Origin of the sequence: Agromyces sp. NPDC056523 (genome assembly GCF_042794545.1) — a bacterium.
Lineage (GTDB): Bacteria > Actinomycetota > Actinomycetes > Actinomycetales > Microbacteriaceae > Agromyces.
In genome coordinates this window covers 204158-224047 of the sequence record NZ_JBHTTM010000003.1, presented here as the reverse complement: position 1 = coordinate 224047, position 19890 = coordinate 204158, and the positions used below count along the sequence as shown (strand labels likewise).

The following is a 19890-nucleotide window of genomic DNA, read 5'->3' as shown; positions in this document are numbered from 1 at the left end:
TTCACCTCCGGCGCCGGCCCCCGCCTCGGGTTCGCGTGGCCGAGCGCGTCCCATCGTCGGGTCGATGGGCATGGTCAGGTTACCTCGATTCCGAGTCCTCACAAGAGGGGACGGCAGCAACTCACCCCCGAACTGGGGCGAGCCGACGTTCGGAGTCGCTCGTCAGCCGTGCCGACCGTCCAGCACGCCGCCGCTCTCCTGGAGGTAGCACACCCCGCAGAGCGACTCGTACGCGACATCCGCCCCGTCGATCGCCACCTGGTCGCCGTCGAAGACGTACCGGCCGTCGATGCGCCGGCCGTTGAAGATCGCCTTGCGACCGCACCGGCAGATCGTCTTGAGCTCTTCGAGGCTGTGCGCGATCTCGAGCAGGCGACGGCTGCCGGTGAACGCCACCGTCTGGAAGTCGGTCCGGATGCCGTAGGCGAGCACGGGGATGTCGTCGAGCAGGGCGATCCGCAGCAGGTCGTCGACCTGCTCGCCGCTGAGGAACTGCGCCTCGTCGACGAGGAGGCAGCTCACGTCGCGACCGTGCTCCTCGATGACCGGGGTCCGATGGCGTTGGAAGACGTCGAGCACCGGATCGTCGGGCGCGATCGTGAAGTCGACGTCCCTGACCACCCCGAGCCGCGAGACGATGCTGCGGTCGCCCTTCGTGTCGACCGTCGGCTTGGCGAGCAGCACCCGGTGGCCGCGCTCCTCGTAGTTGAACGCGGCCTGGAGCAGCGCGGTCGACTTGCCCGAGTTCATCGCGCCGTACCGGAAGTAGAGCTTGGCCATCTACTCGAGCAATCCGTCCTCCGCCACGCGGCGGATCAGTTCGGCCCGGCGCCCGGCGGGGCGCCCGACCTTGGCGTACTTGTCGCGCGCGCGGCGCAGGTAGGTCTTCGCGGTCTCGTAGCCCACCGACATCTGCCGGGCCACCTCTGCGGTCGAGAGTCCCTGCGCGTACAGCACCAGCGCGCGACGCTCGGCGTCGCTCAGTCCAGCGTCGGTCGGGGCGGCGAGGTCGTCGGATGGCTCGTGTCCGGCGGTTGTCGCGGCGCCAGTGCGCGCCATCCGCTCACCTGCGGCGACCCGCCGCGCGATCGCCACCAGGTCGGCGACCGGTAGGGTCTTGGAGACGAAGGCGGCGGCGCCCGCCCCGAGCGAGCGCTCGCGGGAGGTCTCGTCGTCGAGCGCGGTCACGACGACGACCGCGGCTCCGGCCGCACGGCAGGCGCGGATGCGCGACTCGATCGAGATGCTCTCGCCGAGCTGGAGGTCCATGAGCACCACGTCGACCGGGAACTCGGGGTGCCGGACGAGGTCCAGCCAGCGGGTGGTCCGGATGACCACCCGGAGATCGGTGGCATGCTCGTCGATCCAGCCCGCGAGTCCGTCGACGATCAGGGCGTGGTCGTCGAGGATGCCGACGCGAACCGGGTTCGACCCGGCGGGCTCAGGCGTCATAGCGGAACTCCACGCGCATATTCTCTCGCGTCGAGGCGACATCGCCGCGCAGCCCGACCGACCGCCCGACGGCGACGAACCGATCGAGCTCACGACGCGTCGGCGGCGCAGCGCCCGACTCCGACTCGAGCACGATGCGATCGGTGCCGTCGACCGATGACACCGCCAATCGGATGGCGCGCGCCCGGTCACCGGCCGACAGCCATGAGACCAACGCGGTGAGGGCCGGGCGCTGGTCGCTGCGCAGTCGCGCCGCGACGCCGCCGGGATCGTCGACCGTAACGACGATGCCGCGCACGGCGGAGACGGAGGCGGCGAGGTCGTCGAGCCAGGTCGATTCGAGGCCCGCCTTGAGGGCGCGACGGAGCGCCTCGGCGAGCTCCCGGGCGCGGTCGGCGTCCGCGACCGTCAGTCGGTCGGCGTTCATGACGTGCGCGAGGAACGGGAGCACCTCGCGGCCGAGCACCGAGACCCGCCCCTGCTGCACCGATCTGGCGATGCCGGCGCGGAGGCCCGCGTCGCGCTCGAGTGCGGCCGCGTTGGCCTGTCGCTGCCAGGCGAGCGTCTCGCGGACGATCGCCGCGGAGTACCCCGCCGCGGCTGCGGCGAACGCCAGCACCGTGACGGCATCGACGAGGACGAGGGACGCCGCGGTCACGCGCGGAAGCGACGGATCGGCGGATCCGATCTCGAGGATGACGAGCACGGCGGTGGCGATGCCGCCGGCCACGAGCAGTGAGAGCCAGGTGCAGTACGGTGCGACTGCGAGGATCAGGGCGCCGACCACGAACGGCCCGTAGTCCTCGTAGCCCGTGCGATCGGCGCCGATCGTGGCGATGAATTCCGCGATCGCTCCCCCGACGGCGAGGCTCACCGTGACCCAGAGCCGATCCGCCGTGAACGGGTTCCGGCCGGGCAGCGCCGAGGCGGAAGCGACGATGCCCGCGCCCGCGACGAGTGCGACCCCGAGCAGCGCGATCACGGGCGCCGAGACCTCACCCCACTGCGCCACGGTCACGCTCACCGCGACCGCGACCGCGAGCGCGGAGCCCACGACGACGAGCGGAGCGGCGGCGACGCCGCCGATCGGGTCGACCTCCTGCTGCGTGAGCCGCATCCCGGTGCTCATCGGGCACCGTCCGGAACGGTGAGGACCACGGTGGTGCCGACCCCGGGGCGCGACCAGATGCGTGCGGTGCCGCCTTCCTGCTCGATGCGCCCCCGGATCGAGGTGCGCAGCCCGATGCGGTCGTCGGGAACGGCGTCGGGATCGAAGCCCGCGCCCCCGTCGATCACCACGACCGTGACCTCACCGTCGCCGGGGTCGACGGCGACCTCGGCCTCGTCGACGCCGGCATGCCGGACGACGTTGATCAGGCATTGGGCGACGGCGGCCTCGAGCGCGTCCCGTCGAGCCGGCGCCAGCGTCTCGAGTGCGGCCGGCGACCCGGCGACGTGCACCGCCACGCCCGCGTCGCGCGCGATGCCGAGCGCCTCGGCCAGCGGCGGAGGCGACGCTCGGAAGGCCGGCCCGGGCCCGACCGCCGCAGCCCCGTCGGCGGGCGTACGGCTCGACGGGCTCGCGGCCGACGGCACGGCGGCGCCGGTGCGCGGTGGAAGCCCGTCGCCGTGAGCCTCGGTGTGGTCGCCCGCCCAATCACGGCCGACGATGAGCGAGAGGTCGGACCGGATCGCGCTCCGCAGGCGCTCGTCGACCGCGCCCGAACCCGCCGTCGCGATCGAGATCAGGTGGCTGAGCGCGGTGTCGTGCAGCCGAGCGATGGCGCGAAGCTCGTAGTCGTGCCGGATGGTCAGCTCGCGGGTCTGCTGGCTCGCCCGGTGCAACGCCGTCTCTCGACGATCGACCGCGCGCCGCGCGGCGGCGTCGAAGGTGCGGGCGATGATCACGATGGTCAGCACGGCGAGGGCCGGCAGGCTGGGCGCCCAGGGCGCGCCGATCACGGTCGCTCCGAGGAACGCGGCCGCCTCGCCGAGGCCCCAGCCGAGCACGGCCCAGGTGATCGCGATGCCCGACCCGATCCCCGCACCGCCCACGAGGACGAGGGCGGCGCGCGAGAGCGCGACGAGCGCGTTGTCGGCCGCCGAGTCGACGTCGCCCGACGCGAGCAGCAGGACCGTGAGCCCGAAGACGGCGGCGGTGCCGCCCACGAGCGCCATCACGGTCAGGGTGACCGTCTCGTACCGGGCGACGAGATAGAGGAGCAGCGCCTGCACCGAGAGCAGGACGGTCGCGGCGAGCGCCGCGCGTTGCCGGTCCGGACCCTCGCCGGTCGGAGCGGAAGCCGCGACCGCCGAGGCGATAGTGAGGACCAGTGCCGCGGCGAGGCATACCGCGGCGGCGCACTGCCCTGCACGCGCAAGTGCACGACTCAGGGATTCCCTCGCGAGATGCTCGGGCAAGCCGAGGGTCATCCGTGCTCCGATCCCGGCCGGTGGGGTGCGGCCCTTGCCGGATTATCGCAGTTCGCGCCCGGGCTGCTGAATCTTCGCTCAGGCGTCCAGGGGCGGCGACACCGGTCAGAACAGCATGGCGGGCGCCGCGGCATCGAGGGAGACGTCGCCGAGCTCCGAGCCGCGCCCGTTCGGCGATGCTCCCGCGTCGGCCCGTGACGGCGCACCGGCTTGTCTCGGGCGGCGTCCGAGCGCGGTGGATCGGACGCCTCCGGTCACCGAGTCCTCGCGGCCGCGCTCGAGTCGGTGCGTCCGGATGAGCGGGCGTATCCGCTCGGCGAGCCAGTCGCGATACTCGGATGGCGCGTAGGCGCTCGAGCCGGGGTACATCGCGCGGTAGCGGGGCACGAGTTCCGGATGCTCGCGGGCGAGCCACTCGAAGAACCACGGCTTCACGGCGCCGCGGAGGTGCAGCGCCGAGTAGATGATGCTCGTGGCCCCCGCCGCCTTGGCACGACGCAGTGCCTCGTCGAGGTGGGCGCGCGTGTCGGTGAGGTACGGGAGGATCGGCATCAGGAAGACCGAGCAGTCGAAGCCGGCGTCGCGAGCGGCGGTGACCGTGGCCAGGCGGGCCGCCGTCGACGGGGTTCCGGGTTCGATCGACTGCTGCAGCTCGTCGTCGTAGACCGCGATCGACATCGCGAGGTCGACCGGCACGTGTTCGCGCGCCGCCGCCAGCAGCGGGAGGTCGCGGCGGAGCAGCGTGCCCTTGGTGAGCACGCTGAACGGTGTCCCGCTGCCGGCGAGCCCCTCGATGATGCCCGGCATCAGCGCGTAGCGCCCCTCCGCACGCTGGTACGGGTCGGTGTTGGTGCCGAGCGCCACGGGCTCGTGCCGCCACGATGGTCTCGCCAGCTCACGCCGCAGGACATCGGCGACGTTGACCTTCACGATGATCTGCCGGTCGAAGTCGTCGCCGGCGTCGAGGTCCAGGTAGTTGTGCGTCGGCCGAGCAAAACAATAAATGCATGCATGGGTGCATCCCCGGTAGGGGTTGATGGTCCAGCCGAAAGGCATGTACGACTGGCCGGGGACCTTGTTGAGGGCCGACTTCGCGAGCACCTCGTGGAAGGTCACGCCGGCGAACTCGGGGGTCTGCACCGAGCGGACGAGGTTGTTCAGCCGCGCCAGGCCCGGCAGCGCATCGGGCTGGTCGACACCGAGTTCCTGTCCGTTCCATCGCACCGCTCAATTCGAACATACGTTCGAACTTCATGCAAGCGGATGTCACGGTGCGCCGACGGACGTCCGGCTCCCCGACGCGCGGCGACGGTCGATCCGCCGGATTCGGGTGGAAAGGTATCCCGCGGATACCTTTCCACCCGGTTTCGCGATGGGATGGCGCAGCTTACGCGGCCACGCCGGCCCGCGCCGACGCCGCCTCGAGCGCGAGGGTCTCGCCGTCCCAGCGCCGCCGCAGCCACCGGTCGTGACTCGCGATCACGACCGCGCCCGGGTAGCCGCCGAGCGCCTCCTCGAGCTCACCCGCGAGCGCGAGTGAGAGGTGGTTGGTCGGCTCGTCGAGCAGGAACACGTGCGGCGGCGCCGAGATCACGAGCGCGAGCGCGAGGCGGCGCTGCTGTCCGACCGAGAGGCGGCTGACGGGTCGGTCCAGGTCGCGGGGTGCGACGAGGCCGAGTCCCGCGAGCGGCACGCGCTCGGCGCGCCGCTCCCCCAGCGTCCGCGCGTAGATCGCTCGCGGCGTGGCATCCGGATCGGCGAACCGCACGTCCTGCTCGAGCAGCCCCACCCGCAGCCCGCGCCGGCGATGCAGCACGCCCCGGTCGGGCACGAGGCGACCCGCGAGCAGCGCGAGCAGCGTCGACTTGCCCGCGCCGTTCGCACCGGTCACGAGCAGCCGGGTCGCCGGTTCGATGCGCAGCCTCCCGAGGTCGAGCCGACCGTCGACCGCGACATCCGCGGCCTGCAGCAGTGCGCCGGATTCGTCATCGAGCACGTGCGAACCCGACGGGATCCCGGCGAACGCCAGCGGTGCGGGCGGCGCCGCCAGCTGGGTGCGCTCGAGTTCGGTGAGCCGCGCCTCGGCGTTGCGCACCCTGCGCGACACCGCCTGCTCGACGCCCTCACGCTTGAAGTGCTTGAGGAACTTGTCGTTGTCGGTCGGGGCACGGCCGTGGGCGACCGCGCGCGCCGACTCGGCGACGGCCAGTCGCAACCGGCGCAGCTCCGCCTGCTCGTCGTCGTGCTGGCGCTCCCAGCGGGCACGCTCGTCGGCGCGCACGCCGAGGTACTCGCTGAAGGTGCCGCCGAAGACCGTGCCGACGGATGCCGCGAGCACGACCTCGCGCGAACCGTCACCGCTCGGTCGACCCCCGCCGGCCTTCGCGACCGCCGTCGCACCGATCCGTCCGGGATCGAGGTCCATCAGCCCCGTCGCGACGCGGTCGAGGAACTCGCGGTCGTGGCTGGCGAACACGACCGGCCCACGCCAGGACCGGAGCCGATCCTCGAGGAACGCCGCGGCGTCGTCGTCGAGGTGGTTGGTGGGTTCGTCGAGGAGCAGCGCATCGGGCGACGACAGCAGCAACGCCGCGAGGGCGAACCGGCTGCGCTGTCCGCCGGAGAGCTCGCCGATGCGGCGGTCGAGGGCGAGGCCGGCGACGCAGAGCCCGTCGAGGAGCTCGTCGCGCCGCCGGTCGACCGACCAGACGTCGGCACGCTCGGCCGCCTCGAGGGCGACGGCGTAGCGCTCCGCGGGATCGACGGAGGCCGTGCCCGGGTCCGACCCGGACTCCGCCTTCGCCAGCGCACGCGCGGCCGCGTCGAGCTCGCGCTCGATCGCCCGCACGTCGGCGACCGCCGACTCGATCACGTCGTCGACGACGGCGTCGTCGGCGAGCGGCAGCTCCTGCAGCAGGATGCCCGTCCGGATCGGGCGCGCGACGCGCCCCGAGACGATCGCGCCGGGAACGGGATCGTCGCCATCGGCGTCGGCGCGCGCGATCACGCGGAGCAGCGTCGACTTGCCGGCGCCGTTCTCGCCGATGAGGCCGAGCCGCTGGCCGGGCGCGACGGCGAAGCCGAGGTCGGACAGCACGCGCCGGTCGCCGAAGGCGACGGACAGCCCGTCGACGCGCAGGTGGGTGGTGGGAGTGTGGATGACTGGCATGAGGGTGGATCCCCTTCGCGAGAATGCCCCGGAGCCGCCGCCGCGCACGGTCGCATGAGCGCGGAACCGGACGACGCGTCGAACCGGTCGCGCGCCACGCGACGGCGGCGGCGACGGCCCGGGACGGAGGTGGATCCCGCCGGGCATCTGCCGTCGTCGGAGCGCGCGCGAACACTGTCGCGATCAGTGCGAAGAGCACACCCCGGATGTCAACGGCGCCTCGGGCGCGGGACAATGGGATGTGCTCACTTCATAGCGAGCACGACCATAGCAGACACTCGTCCCCTCGGTCGAGTCTCGCCACGTTCCTGCAGCGAAGTCAGGCGGAAGCCAGCGCCGGCACCTTCGCGGTCGCCGCGATCTCGGGCTGCGCCGCCCCGGCATCGAGTCCGAGCACGGCGGCCGTGCGCGCGAGCGACGCGGCCGCGAGCTCGCGGTCGTCGGAGAGCGTGGTGCCGTACGACGGGATCATCTCGCGCAGGCGCGGCTCCCACGACGCGACGCGGTCGGGGAAGCACTTCGCGAGGACCTGCAGCATGATCGGCACCGCGGTCGATGCCCCCGGCGACGCACCGAGGAGGCCTGCGATCGTGCCATCCGCACCGGAGATGACCTCGGTGCCGAACTGCAGCACGCCACCCTGCTTCGGGTCCTTCTTCATGACCTGGACGCGCTGGCCCGCCGTGATGAGCTCCCAGTCCCTGCTCTTCGCGGTCGGCATGAACTGGCGCAGTGCCGCGAGCTTCTTGTCGCGCCCGGCGAGCACCTCGGAGACGAGGTAGCGGACGAGGTCGAAGTTCTTGAGGCCCACCTGCAGCATCGGGATGATGTTGTGCAGCCGGATCGAGAACGGTAGGTCGAACCACGTGCTCGACTTGAGGAACTTCGGGGTGAAGCCCGCGTAGGGCCCGAACAGCAGCGAGGTCTCGCCGTCGACGACACGAGTGTCGAGGTGCGGGACCGACATCGGCGGGGCGCCGACCGCGGCCTTGCCGTACACCTTGGCGTTGTGCTGGGCGACGAGCTTCGGGTCGGTCGTGCGCAGGAACTGACCCGAGATCGGGAAGCCGCCGTAGCCCTTGATCTCGGGGATGCCGGCGTGCTGGAGCAGCGCGAGCGCGCCGCCGCCGGCACCGACGAACACGAACCTCGCGCGCACGACGCGGGGGGTGTTGCCGACGGTGTGCCGCACCCGGAGTCGCCAGGTGCCGTCCTTCTGCCGCTTCAGCCAGGTGACCTGGTGGTTCGCGTGGATCTCGGCGCCGCGCTGCTCGATGTCGCGGAGCAGCAGTTGCGTCAGCGCGCCGAAGTCGACGTCGGTGCCGGAGGCCGCGCGGGTCGCCGCGATCCGCTGCCGCCGGTTGCGCTTCTTCGCCAGCAGCGGCGTCCACGCGGCGAGCGTGTCGATGTCTTCCGTGTACTCCATGTCGGCGAAGAGCGGCTGGCCCTCGAGGGCCGCGCGGCGCTTGCGCAGGTACTCGACGTTGGCCTTGCCGCTGACGAAGGTCATGTGCGGCGTGGAGTTGATGAACTGCTTCGGGTCGCCGATGGCCCCGGTCTCGACGAGGTGCGACCAGTACTGCCTGCTGACCTGGAACTGCTCGTTGATCGAGACGGCCTTGTCGGCGCTCACCGTGCCGTCGGCCGCCTCGGGCATGTAGTTCAGCTCGCACAGCGCCGCATGACCGGTGCCCGCGTTGTTCCAGGCGTTCGAGGATTCCTGCGCCTCGCGGCCGAGTCGCTCGTAGACGCGGATGCTCCAGTCGGGCTGCAGCCGCGAGATCAGGGAGCCGAGCGTGGCGCTCATGATGCCCCCGCCGATCAGCACGACGTCGACGGTGTCCTCTGAGTTCACGGGTTCCAGTCTAAGTCCGCCCGGATGGACGCGATGACCAGCCGATCTCTGCGCAGGCGCCACTCCGGCGAAGGGGCACGGAGGCGGCGTGCGCCCGTCACAGTGCGGCCACGCCGCCGGCGATGAGCCCCACCCCCGCGGTGATGAGCGCCGCGGTCAGCACCGCCGCACCGATCCACAGCAGCACGATGAGGCGGTTCGGCCGCTGCGGATCCCGCCCGGTCACCGAGAGGAAGAATCCCGCGGGCATGAGGATCGCCGCGACCGGAACCCCGACCCGCGCGAGTTGCAGCCAGACGCCGTCGAGCGCCGCGTGCGAGACGACCGAGAGGATCGCGATGGAGAGGACGAGCAGCACCGCGGCGTGGGCATGACCCGCGCGGAAGAAGCCCTGTTGGGGCCGGTTCGCCGGCACGTGCCCGCGCACGACGCGGGTCAGGAAGTAGCCGCCGCTCTCGACGGTGACGAGCGCGAGCAGCAGCACTCCGATGAGGATGAGGTCGTTCGGCGTCGGCATGGCGGGCCCCTTCGATACATGAACTCATGATTGGATAGTGTGACTCTCCAATACTAGAGAGTTGCACTATCCAATGCAAGGAGGCGGCATGCGCATCTCCGCACTCGCCACGGCGACCGGACTGTCCGTCGCGACCATCAAGTTCTACCTTCGCGAGGGACTCCTGCATCCCGGCGTCGCGACCTCGGCGACCCAGGCCACCTACGACGACACCCACGTGCGGCGCCTGCGGCTGATCCGTTCGCTCATCGGGTCGGTGGGGCTCAGCGTCCAGCAGGCGCGTGCCATCCTCGACCTCGTCGACGATCCGGGCGACGACCTCTACGCGACGCTCGGACGCGCGGTCTCGGCTCTGCCTCCGGCGGTCGACCCTCCCCGCGACGACGACCCCGACCCGTTCCCCCGGGCTCGGGCGGCGCTCGAGTCCCTCGGCCAGGTGTTCGATCCCCGTTTCGCGGCGGTGGCGCAGCTCGAGTCGGCGCTCGCGGCCGCCGACGCGGCGGGCATGCCGATCTCCTCCGAGCGGCTGCTCGCCTACGGGCAGCGGTTGCGCGACGTCGCCGAGTTCGACCTCGACCGGATGCCGGACGAGCCGCACGCCGCAGTGGAGTACACGGTGCTCGGCACCGCACTGTACGAACCGGTGATCCTCGCCCTGCGGCGACTCGCGCACCAGGACGTCGCGGCGCGGCGCGGCCTCGGGCGCTGAGCCGCGCCGGGACCGCGAACGGCCCGCCCCGCGCGGTGCGGGACGGGCCGTTCGACGAGTCTCAGCGGTGTGCCGTGCGAGCGCGCGGCCGCGCCATCCGGTCTCAGACGGTGGCGGGCAGCTTCGCGGCGACGAGCTCGGCGATCTGCACGGCGTTGAGCGCAGCGCCCTTGCGCAGGTTGTCGTTCGAGACGAACAGGACCAGGCCCTTCTGCTCGGGGGCCGACTGGTCCTGGCGGATGCGTCCCACGTAGCTCGGGTCGTTGCCGGCGGCCTGCAGGGGCGTCGGGATGTCGCTGAGGGCGACGCCCGGGGCATCCTCGAGCAGCTCGGTCGCGCGCTCGGGCGTGATGTCGTTCGCGAACTCGGCGTGGATCGACAGCGAGTGGCCCGTGAAGACGGGGACGCGCACGCACGTGCCCGCGACGCGCAGGCCCGGCAGCTCGAGGATCTTGCGGCTCTCGTTGCGCAGCTTCTTCTCCTCGTCGGTCTCGAGGTCGCCGTCGTCGACGATCGAGCCGGCGAGCGGGATCACGTCGAAGGCGATCGGACGCGCGAACTTCTGCGGCTCGGGGAACTCGACCGCGGCACCGTCCTGGACGAGGCCGATCGCGTCCTGCGCGACCGCGGCGCGCGCCTGCTCGAGCAACTCCTCGCCGCCCGCGAGCCCGGCGCCCGAGACCGCCTGGTACGTCGAGATCATGAGTCGCTCGAGTCCGGCCTCGTCGTGCAGCACCTTCAGCACCGGCATCGCGGCCATCGTCGTGCAGTTGGGGTTGGCGATGATGCCCTTCTTCGCCTCGCCGATCGCGTGCGGGTTGACCTCGCTGACCACGAGCGGCACCTCGGGATCCATGCGCCATCCGCTGGAGTTGTCGATGACGGTCACGCCGGCCGCGGCGAAGCGCGGAGCCTGCGCCTTCGAGAGCGTGGCGCCCGCGGAGAAGATCGCGATGTCGAGGCCCGTGGGATCGGCCGTCGAGGCGTCCTCGACGACGACATCCTGGCCCTTGAACGGCAGGGTCGTGCCCGCCGACCGCGCCGACGCGAAGAAGCGGATCGACGCGACCGGGAAGTCGCGCTCCTCGAGGAGGCGGCGCACGACCGCGCCGACCTGTCCGGTGGCGCCGACGACGCCGATGTTCACTCCACTGCTCATGTGCTCGTTCCTCATCCGGGGTCCTGTATTCCAGTGTGCAGGGCGTTGTCTGGGAAGTAGGACGGTACGACGCTCGAGCGTCCCACATTGGCGCGAATGTCCTACACGAGGGCAGGATGTCGCGTCAGCGACCCGTGCCGGCGTACACGATCGCGTCGCTGTCGCCGTCGAGGTCGAACGCGCGGTGCACCGCGACCGCGGCGTCGTTCACGCTGTCGGCGCGCGTGACGACCGAGATGCGGATCTCCGACGTCGAGATCATCTCGATGTTGATGCCCGCCTCGTACAGCGCCTCGAACAGCTTCGCCGAGATGCCCGTCGCCGAGCGCATCGCGGCGCCGACGAGCGAGAGCTTGCCGATCTGGTCGTCGTACTGCAGCGACTGGAAGCCGAGCGACTCCTGCGCGTCGGACAGTGCCGTGAGCGCCCGCTCGCCGTCGGACTTCGGCACGGTGAACGAGATGTCGGTGCGCCCCGTGGCGGCCGCCGAGACGTTCTGCACGATCATGTCGACGTTCGCGTTGGTCTTCGCGACGATCTTGAAGATCTTGGCCGCGGCGCCGGGCACGTCGGGCACGCCGACGACGGTGACCTTGACCTGCCCGAGGTCGACGGCGACTCCGGCGATGACGGACTCTTCCACAGCTTCTCCTTCGGGAAGGCGCTCGGGGTCGTAGACGATCGTCCCCTCGCTGTTGTTGAACGACGAGCGGACGTGCAGCGTGACGCCGTGGCGGCGAGCGTACTCGACGGCCCTGATGTGCAGCACCTTGGCGCCGGATGACGCGAGCTCGAGCATCTCCTCGCTGGTGATGCGGTCGAGCTTCCGAGCCTTCTTGACCACGCGCGGGTCGGAGGTGAACACGCCGTCGACGTCGGTGTAGATCTCGCAGACGTCGGCGTCGAGCGCGGCCGCGAGCGCGACGGCGGTGGTGTCGCTGCCGCCCCGGCCGAGCGTGGTGATGTCTCGGGACTCGCGGCTGAAGCCCTGGAAGCCCGCGACGATCACGACGTCGCCCTCGTCGAGCGCCTCGCGCAGGCGCACCGGGGTGACCTCGACGATGCGGGCGGCGCCGTGCGTGGCATCCGTGATCATGCCGGCCTGGCTGCCGGTGAACGACCGCGCGCCGTGGCCCATGCTCTTGATGGCCATGGCGAGCAGCGCCATCGAGATGCGCTCGCCCGAGGTGAGGAGCATGTCGAGCTCGCGGGGGGCGGGGAGCGGCGCGACTTCGTGCGCGAGGTCGAGCAGTTCGTCGGTCGTGTCGCCCATCGCCGAGACGGCGACGACCACGTCGTTGCCGGCCTTGCGCGCCTCGACGATGCGCTTGGCGACCCGCTTGATGCTCTCCGCGTCGGCGACGGACGATCCGCCGTATTTCTGCACGATCAAGCTCACGTGGGCGCTCCCGGGGTGACTGGGCCGGGGGAAACGTCCACCCGGCGCCGGAAGGTCCATCATACGGCGGGGCGCATTCCGCCCCCGCCATGTGACGGCGACGGCGGTGCCGGATGTCGCGGCCGCCGAGCTCAGCGATCGCGCGCCATGTACCACTCGGTGAACCGGGTCGCCCGGCCGTCGGGAGCGAGCCGGATGACCCACAGGTTGTCGTAGAGCTTGTCGGCCGGATAGTCGGTGCGTCCCTGCACGATCACGGTGTCGTCGTGCTCGAGGAGCACCTCCCAGTCGAAGGTCCACTCGTCCGGATCGTCCTTGGAGTCGAGCCATCCGGCGATGATCGCCTCGCGGCCGCGCAGGGCGTCGGGGTCGTCGGGGCTGAACTCGTACACGGCGTCGTCGGTGAAGATGGCGGCGATGTCGTCGGGGTCGTTGCTCCCCCACGCTCGCACGTACCCCTCGACCCACTCGGTTCCTGCGCTCATGGGCTCCGTTCTATCCGCGCGACGCGCACGGCGTCAACGGGCTCGACAAGGCGCACGCGACCGCGGCAGGTTCACAGGAGATTCCGCGATCTGCAGGATCGTGCCGGAGCGACGAGCCTGGAGATCACGAGATCTCCTGCACACCATCGGCTCAACTGACGACGCGGCGCCCTTCGAACGCGCGGCCCAGCGTGACCTCGTCGGCGTACTCGAGGTCGCCGCCGACGGGCAGGCCCGAGGCGAGGCGGGTGACGCGGATCTCGAGGGTCGTGAGCAACCGGCTGAGGTAGGTGGCCGTCGCCTCGCCCTCGAGGTTGGGGTCGGTGGCGATGATCACCTCGCGGACGGTGCCGTCGGCGAGCCGCTGCATGAGCTGGCGGATGCGGAGTTCGTCGGGCCCGATGCCGTCGATCGGGCTGATCGCGCCGCCGAGCACGTGGTAGAGCCCGCGGAACTCGCGCGTGCGCTCGATCGCGACGACGTCCTTGGCCTCTTCGACGACGCAGATGAGCGACGCGTCGCGGCGCGGGTCACGGCAGATAGAGCAGGTCGACTCCTCGGCGACGTTGCCGCAGATCTCGCAGAACCGCACCTTGTCGCGGACCTCGAGCAGGATCTCCGCGAGGCGGGAGACATCGAACTGCTCGGTCTGCACGATGTGGAACGCGATGCGCTGCGCGGACTTCGGACCGATGCCGGGAAGGCGCCCGAGTTCGTCGATCAGCTCTTGGACGATGCCCTCGTACACGCGCTACCCCCGCTCGCCGAACCGGGCGGGCGGAGCCTCGACCTCTTCGAGGAACGTCGCGCCGAGCAGGTCGCGGACCACGGCCTCGCCATAGCGCTGGATGCCGGTTCCGGCCGGCGGTGCCGTCGCTGCGGCGGCTCCGCGCCTTCGACCGCGCGCGGGTGCCGACACCGCGGGTGCTGGCTCGACCGGCGCGGCGTCGACGACCGGCTCGGGCCCGGGGTCGAACGCGGGCTCGACATCGGGCGGCGGCGCATCGGCGTCATCGGGCGGCGGCACGTCGTCGGCGGGCTGCGACGCCGTTCGCACGGCCGGGCGGTCGATGACGGCGGTCGCGGCACGAGCCGCCGGCGCGACGTCGATCGTCGCCCCGGCTGAGACGCTCGGCACATCGGCCGCGGTCGGATCGGATGTCGGGATGGCGACGGTCGCCCATGAGTCGACGGGTCGGGTGCGCGCATCGGTCGTGACCGGTGTCGCGGACGCAGAAGATCGACCGCGCGTCGATGAGGCCGTCGAGCGCGACGCCGCGGACGCGGCGGGCGCGGGCGACGACGCGGTGCTGGTGGCCGACTCTGCCGGTCCGGCCGATGGAGAGTCCGCGGTGCCCGGGTCGACCGGACCGGGCGCACTCGGCGCCGGCGCGGGCGCGGGCGGCTTCTCGCCGCCGCCGGGCGCGTCGGGCGTCCCGGGTGCGATCACGCGCGGGATGAACTTGACCTGCACGCCGAGCACCTCGACGATCGCACCGCGAAGCAGCTCGGCCGGGCTCTGGGAGCCGGTGCTCCCGCGCAGGTCTTGCACATCGTTCTGGCTCGGGAAGCCGAGGACGAGCACCGAGTCGTCGGCTCGGTACTCGAGCACCTGCGCCGTGAGCGCCGCCATCCAGGCGGTGCGCTTGGTGCGCTCGAGCACGCCGAGGATCTCGGGCCAGGCGTCGCGCACCTGCTCGAGCGTCACCGGGCCGACCGGCTTCGGGCGGGACACCGGCGAGCTCGATGGCGTCGCCTTCGGCGCAGGCGCTGCGGCTTCGGCGGGCCGCCCGGCCGGAGCCGGGACGGATGGCGCGACGGGCTCGGCCGCCGCCTTTGCGTGGGCCGACGGCGCGGCGTTCGTCGCGGGCGCTGTGCTCTCGGCCGGCCCCGCGGCATCCGTCACCCCGACCCGTCGTTCGAGCCGCTCGACCCGGACGAGGGCGCCTCGCTCGGTCGCGTCGCTGGCGGGAACGAGCACGCGAGCGAGCATGAGCTCGAGGTGCAGCCGCGGCGAGGTGGCGCCGGTCATCTCGGTGAGCGTCTGGCTGACGAGGTCGGCGACGCGCGACAGCTCGGCGGCACCGAACGCCGAGGCCTGCGTGGCCATGCGGGCGAGCTCGTCGGCGGGCACGCCGCGCAGCACGGCGGCCGCGGCCTCGGGGCTGGTCGCCGCCACGACGATCAGGTCGCGCAGCCGCTCGAGCAGGTCTTCGACGAAGCGCCGCGGATCCTGCCCGGTCTGCATCACGCGGTCGGCGGCCGCGAACGCACCGGCCGCATCGGCCGCGCCGATCGCGTCGACGACCTCGTCGAGCAGGGCGCCGTGCGTGTAGCCGAGGAGCGCGACGGCTCGTTCGTAGCCCACGGTCGAGCCCTCGGAGCCGGCGATGAGCTGGTCGAGCAGCGACAGCGTGTCTCGCGGCGAACCGCCGCCGGCGCGGACGACGAGCGACAGCACGCCCGGCTCGACCTGCACGCCCTCGTCGTCGCACAGCTTCTGCACGTAGTCGAGCATGGGCGCGGGCGGCACGAGCCGGAACGGGTAGTGGTGCGTGCGCGAGCGGATGGTGCCGAGCACCTTGTCGGGCTCGGTCGTCGCGAAGATGAACTTCACGTGCTCGGGCGGCTCTTCGACGAGCTTCAGGAGCGCGTTGAACCCCTGCGGCGTCACCATATGCGCCTCGTCGAGGATGAAGATCTTGTACCGGTCTCGGGCCGGGGCGAACACCGCCCGCTCGCGCAGGTCGCGCGCGTCGTCGACGCCGTTGTGGCTCGCCGCATCGATCTCGACGACGTCGAGCGATCCGCCACCCGCGCGCGACAGCTCGACGCAGCTCGGGCACACGCCGCACGGGGTGTCGGTGGGACCCTCGACGCAGTTGAGGCAGCGCGCCAGGATGCGGGCCGACGTGGTCTTTCCGCAGCCGCGCGGGCCGCTGAACAGGTAGGCGTGGTTCACCCGATCGGTGCGCAGCGCCGTCATCAGGGGCTCGGTGACCTGCGACTGCCCGATCATCTCGGCGAAGGTCTCGGGCCGGTAGCGGCGATAGAGGGCGGTGACCACGCGTCAATCGTAGTTGGCGCCTGCGACACCCGTCCCTCGGCATCCGGTCCAGCGGACCTCGCGACTTACGGACGAGTCTGCTGATCCATTCGCCTGATCTCCAGCGTCCGCCTGTGTCGGCGGCTGGCGAAGAATATGACGCCTGCAGCGAGGACGGTGACCGCGTACGCAGTGAGTGCAACCCACGCGCTGCCCGCGAGGTTGAGCGAGAGGCCGATGGCTGCCAGAATTGCGGCGCTCGCTGTGAACACGCCGATGCGCTTGAGATCTGATCGGTCGAAGTGGGTGAGTCCGAGCCGACGGACAGCCAGTACGAACAACGGCACCAACGCTGCGGATGGGCCGACCATGGCGACAGCGATCCACGTGAGTTCACCCGTATCAACGGCAAGAATCACGGCCGGAACAGTGAGCATCAGCGCCACGAGCTGGAGACGGGCAATGACCCAGGGGTTCCCGCGAAGGTTCACGAACAAGGCGGCAGGAAAGAGTATGGCATTCACCATGATCCCGAGGCCGATAACAGCAAGAGCACTTCCGGCGAAGACGAACTGAGGTCCGAGCCAGGCCGACAGGATCGGTTGAGCCATCACCGTGATCGAGATCGACAGTGCGGCGCCGACACCGATCGCGAGGCGCGTGCACTGTCTGAACAACACCTCAAGCTGAGGTCCATTCGTTTCGGAGTCCGCGACCTGGCCGCTGAACGGATTGGTCAGCCAGGAGATCGCGAGTCGCCCACTCTGATACACGCGCAAGAGCGCACCGAACGCCGTGGCCTGAAGCAGACCCAGGTGCGAGCCGACCAAGAAGAGCGGTAGTTGCGTCGCGGCCAGCCCAGCCATGCTGCCGATGAACAGCGGCCAGCTCATCGTCACGAGCGGCGCCGCGTGCTGATGCATCGCGGCAGTGGAGAAGACCGGTCGGCCATATCGACGCGATACAGCGACGAGGCACACGACGCTGGGCAGGACCAGGGTCACCGACTCCACGACGACGACTCCAAGCAGTCCGTGATCACTGATCAGTACAGCGCCCAGGCCGACCGCGCGCAGGAGTATGGCGACGATCGCGGCCTTTCGTTCGATATCCGGACGATCTTCCGCCCACAGGACGGAGTTCGCCGCTCGCCCCAGCACGGTGAACCACAGGTCTACCGACGCAGCGGCGACGACGATGGGCAGAACCGGCGCGATGTCGACTGGAATGGAGACGGTCCCGTAATAGACACCCAGACCGATACCAAACATGGCCGTCAGCAGGCTGGCAAGGAGAACGAACAGCGTGATGCCGAGCGTGACGAATCGACGGCGGTCCAGCCTGGCATCATCGGCCCAGCCGATGTGCCCGAGCCTTCTGACGATCGCAGTTCCCAAACCGAAGTCCATCATCGAAAAGAACTGAATCGCGCCGAAGGCCAAGACCCACAGCCCGTACTCCTCCCCGCCGGATGCCGCCACGGCCAGTGGATAGAGCAACAGCAAGCCGAACACGCTCACGAAGCCGCTGGCATAGTTCCACAAGATGTTGCCGCGAAGCCGCGACTGCCGGCTCATGTCCCGCTGCCGATCCGTCGCCCCATGTTCTGGGAGGCTCCAACCCGGCGTCGAACGCGCGGATCGGCGACGCGTGTGTACACGTCGATGTGCGCCGCGGCCTGCGCGGGCCATTCCCGCGCGGGAATGACCGGACGTTCGTTGCGACTGAGGTGCGCGACGCGATGAAGCGCCTCCCTGAGATGCTCGATCGCAAGCGGTCCGTCATAGACGTGAACCCAGTCCGCGCCGAAGTCTCGCTCAAGCAATTCTGCGCTCTCGGTCCGCGGCACGAGGATGGGAGTACCCAGATCCAACGAGAGCAGTGCAGCGCCGGAGTTCTCGAACCGGCTGTAGGGAAGGACAACCAATGCTGCATCGGTGATGTAGTTCGCCAGCTGGATGCCGGGGATGTGGCGAAAATCCACCGTGATGTTGTCGGCTCGATCGGCCTGGGCCGCAAGGGCCGCGGCGAGCTGTGGCGTCGCCGGCTTGCCCGCGATGGCGCAGGTGATCGTGCGGGCATGAGAGACGACCTCGATGAGCCTGTCGACTCGTTTGTACGCGCGGATCATGCCGAAATGAAGGACGTCGATTGCGCGCGATTTCTTCGGTGCAACCCCTGTCCGGTAGAACGAGCCGAGTTCACCGTGCGGGATTACCACAGAGAGCGCGCGGTTCGGATGGAATTGGTTCTCGTTGAGATTGATCCAGGCAGACGTGAGGCGGTCGAGCATACCGAGGAGCTGCCTGTCGAGATACGAGGGGGATTCATGTGGCGCGCGATTGTGTACCGTCCGAACGATCGTCGTCCTGCCGAACCGCGCCCGCGCGAGGAGCATCACGAAGAGGCCGCGGCCGACGATTCGACCGATCATCGTTCGCCGCGTAAGCATGGTCTCGGGCCAATGCACGTGGAGGAGCTGCACCCGCCCAGTGAGCAGACGCCTCCAGGAAAGGAGTTCCACTTGCACGCCGCAATTCGCCAAGGCCCTCACGAGGAGTTGGACGTAGGGGCTCGACTGTTCGTCCAGCCCCGTGAACGACATCATCACGTGCAGCGGAGGAGAATCAGTCGAATACAGCATGCGCATACCTCGCGGCGTACTCCTTGGGGTCGGTGACGGCGATCGCCCGCGCCCTGGCGGTTTCCGTTACCCGGATGCGAAGATCGCGAGTAAGCATCTTGAGCGCTTTCGCGAGGCTGCTCGCGTCGCCGGCCCGATACTTCACGCCCGTCACGAGATGCTCCACCAGCTCGGCCGCACCCCCGCTGTCGGGAACCACCGCCATGATGCCACGCAGTTGCGCTTCGAGGACGGTACGCCCCATCGGCTCCCGCGCATTCGCCACCACGAGCGCGTCGATGTCATCGAGCGCGCGGCTCCAAGGCGTCGGTCCTTCCATCCTGAATCGCTCACCCAGTACGCGTTCGCCGAGCGCACGGACGTCTGCCGCATAGGTCTCGGAATCATTGTCGATGTCCCCACGGATGGTGACGCAGGCGTCCAGTTCGACGCAGGCCTGGATCACCAGGTGGGGGGCCTTGTCGCTGTTCACCCGACCGACGATGCCGACCCTCAACGGAATGGATGACGGCTCGACAGGTTGCGCGTCCAGCTTCGCGACCGGCCGCGTGAGCACGCGTCCGATCGACCGGCGGACCCTGAGTTGGCGGAGGGTGAATTCGCTCACCGCGATGACGCGGTCGAGCCGGAACGCGGATACGGCTAGCGCACGACGCCCGAACCCAGCTGTCAGCGTGTCGTGAAGGTCCAGGACCACGCGGGGACGGCCAGCGCGCCAGCGGAGGGGAAGAATGGCGCCGGCGGCCAGAGCATACGAGAAGAGGACCACCACGTCCCGCTTGCTCGTCTGGTTCGCCAAGTGGCTCCAGTAGGAGCGAACGAGCGACAGGCGGCCTCGAGAGGGTCGCGAAGCGGAGACGACAGACGCCGATTCGCCGGTCGCTCGGAGCCATTCGTCGGCGAGGGTCTGGTCAGTGCAGATCAAGTGGATGCGGTGGCCCGACTCGCGAAGCTCGCGCGCGAGCGTGAACATGCTTCGTTCCGCGCCCCACACACCGCTGGCCAGTGAGGCGAACACCCAC

17 protein-coding genes are annotated in these 19890 nt (G+C 70.4%); 1 reads left to right on the top strand and 16 read right to left on the bottom strand.

From position 1 onward, the window contains the following. Nucleotides 1-162 precede the first annotated feature (162 nt). From ACFQ58_RS11925 to ACFQ58_RS11890, 8 genes are all read right to left on the bottom strand, one after another. Nucleotides 163-780 carry a thymidine kinase gene (locus ACFQ58_RS11925; protein WP_376951321.1) on the bottom strand — a complete coding sequence of 206 codons (618 nt, stop codon included), beginning with the start codon at nucleotides 778-780 and terminating at the stop codon, nucleotides 163-165. Continuing rightward, nucleotides 781-1452, bottom strand: a complete 672-nt coding sequence (locus ACFQ58_RS11920) for a response regulator transcription factor (protein WP_376951320.1) — start codon at nucleotides 1450-1452, stop codon at nucleotides 781-783. Next, complete coding sequence (locus ACFQ58_RS11915) at nucleotides 1442-2581, bottom strand: hypothetical protein (RefSeq protein WP_376951319.1); 1140 nt, start codon at nucleotides 2579-2581, stop codon at nucleotides 1442-1444. The genes ACFQ58_RS11920 and ACFQ58_RS11915 overlap by 11 nt, the downstream gene beginning before the upstream one ends. Next, on the bottom strand, nucleotides 2578-3885 hold the full coding sequence (locus ACFQ58_RS11910) for a sensor histidine kinase (protein WP_376951318.1): 1308 nt from the start codon (nucleotides 3883-3885) through the stop codon (nucleotides 2578-2580). The genes ACFQ58_RS11915 and ACFQ58_RS11910 overlap by 4 nt, the downstream gene beginning before the upstream one ends. A 105-nt stretch (nucleotides 3886-3990) precedes the next feature. After that, complete coding sequence (locus tag ACFQ58_RS11905; protein WP_376951317.1) at nucleotides 3991-5109, bottom strand: Rv2578c family radical SAM protein; 1119 nt, start codon at nucleotides 5107-5109, stop codon at nucleotides 3991-3993. A 163-nt stretch (nucleotides 5110-5272) separates the two neighbouring features. Beyond that, on the bottom strand, nucleotides 5273-7054 hold the full coding sequence (locus ACFQ58_RS11900) for an ABC-F family ATP-binding cassette domain-containing protein (RefSeq protein ID WP_376951316.1): 1782 nt from the start codon (nucleotides 7052-7054) through the stop codon (nucleotides 5273-5275). A gap of 319 nt (nucleotides 7055-7373) precedes the next feature. Continuing rightward, nucleotides 7374-8909 (bottom strand): malate:quinone oxidoreductase, encoded by a 1536-nt coding sequence (locus ACFQ58_RS11895; RefSeq protein WP_376951315.1) that lies wholly within the window; start codon nucleotides 8907-8909, stop codon nucleotides 7374-7376. 97 nt (nucleotides 8910-9006) lie between these two features. Next, on the bottom strand, nucleotides 9007-9426 hold the full coding sequence (locus ACFQ58_RS11890) for a hypothetical protein (RefSeq protein ID WP_376951314.1): 420 nt from the start codon (nucleotides 9424-9426) through the stop codon (nucleotides 9007-9009). 88 nt (nucleotides 9427-9514) lie between these two features. Here ACFQ58_RS11890 and ACFQ58_RS11885 point away from each other — a divergent pair, with 88 nt between their 5' ends. Continuing rightward, the gene (locus ACFQ58_RS11885; RefSeq protein ID WP_376951313.1) at nucleotides 9515-10135 is read left to right on the top strand and encodes a MerR family transcriptional regulator; all 621 of its coding nucleotides are present in this window, start codon (nucleotides 9515-9517) and stop codon (nucleotides 10133-10135) included. Between the two features lie 103 nt (nucleotides 10136-10238). On the opposite strand, the gene ACFQ58_RS11880 is transcribed toward ACFQ58_RS11885, so the two are convergent. The 8 genes from ACFQ58_RS11880 to ACFQ58_RS11845 all read right to left on the bottom strand — a co-directional run bounded on the left by ACFQ58_RS11880 (nucleotide 10239) and on the right by ACFQ58_RS11845 (nucleotide 19886). Then, nucleotides 10239-11294, bottom strand: coding sequence for an aspartate-semialdehyde dehydrogenase (locus tag ACFQ58_RS11880; protein ID WP_376951312.1), 1056 nt, complete (start codon nucleotides 11292-11294; stop codon nucleotides 10239-10241). A gap of 124 nt (nucleotides 11295-11418) precedes the next feature. Beyond that, the gene (locus ACFQ58_RS11875; protein WP_376951311.1) at nucleotides 11419-12693 is read right to left on the bottom strand and encodes an aspartate kinase; all 1275 of its coding nucleotides are present in this window, start codon (nucleotides 12691-12693) and stop codon (nucleotides 11419-11421) included. Nucleotides 12694-12824: 131 nt separating this feature from the next. Then, the gene (locus ACFQ58_RS11870) at nucleotides 12825-13178 is read right to left on the bottom strand and encodes a nuclear transport factor 2 family protein (protein ID WP_376951310.1); all 354 of its coding nucleotides are present in this window, start codon (nucleotides 13176-13178) and stop codon (nucleotides 12825-12827) included. A gap of 151 nt (nucleotides 13179-13329) precedes the next feature. Beyond that, nucleotides 13330-13926, bottom strand: coding sequence for a recombination mediator RecR (recR, locus tag ACFQ58_RS11865; protein WP_092671575.1), 597 nt, complete (start codon nucleotides 13924-13926; stop codon nucleotides 13330-13332). Nucleotides 13927-13929: 3 nt separating this feature from the next. Beyond that, on the bottom strand, nucleotides 13930-16245 hold the full coding sequence (locus ACFQ58_RS11860; RefSeq protein ID WP_376951309.1) for a DNA polymerase III subunit gamma and tau: 2316 nt from the start codon (nucleotides 16243-16245) through the stop codon (nucleotides 13930-13932). 65 nt (nucleotides 16246-16310) lie between these two features. Further along, a complete protein-coding gene (locus ACFQ58_RS11855) occupies nucleotides 16311-17801 on the bottom strand; it encodes a lipopolysaccharide biosynthesis protein (protein WP_376951308.1) in 1491 nt (496 codons plus the stop codon). After that, nucleotides 17798-18868: a hypothetical protein gene (locus ACFQ58_RS11850; protein WP_376951307.1), complete on the bottom strand. Its 1071-nt coding sequence runs from the start codon at nucleotides 18866-18868 to the stop codon at nucleotides 17798-17800. The genes ACFQ58_RS11855 and ACFQ58_RS11850 overlap by 4 nt, the downstream gene beginning before the upstream one ends. After that, entirely contained in the window at nucleotides 18852-19886 is a 1035-nt protein-coding gene (locus tag ACFQ58_RS11845; RefSeq protein ID WP_376951306.1) for a glycosyltransferase, read from the bottom strand. The genes ACFQ58_RS11850 and ACFQ58_RS11845 overlap by 17 nt, the downstream gene beginning before the upstream one ends. Between the last annotated feature and the right edge of the window lie 4 nt (nucleotides 19887-19890).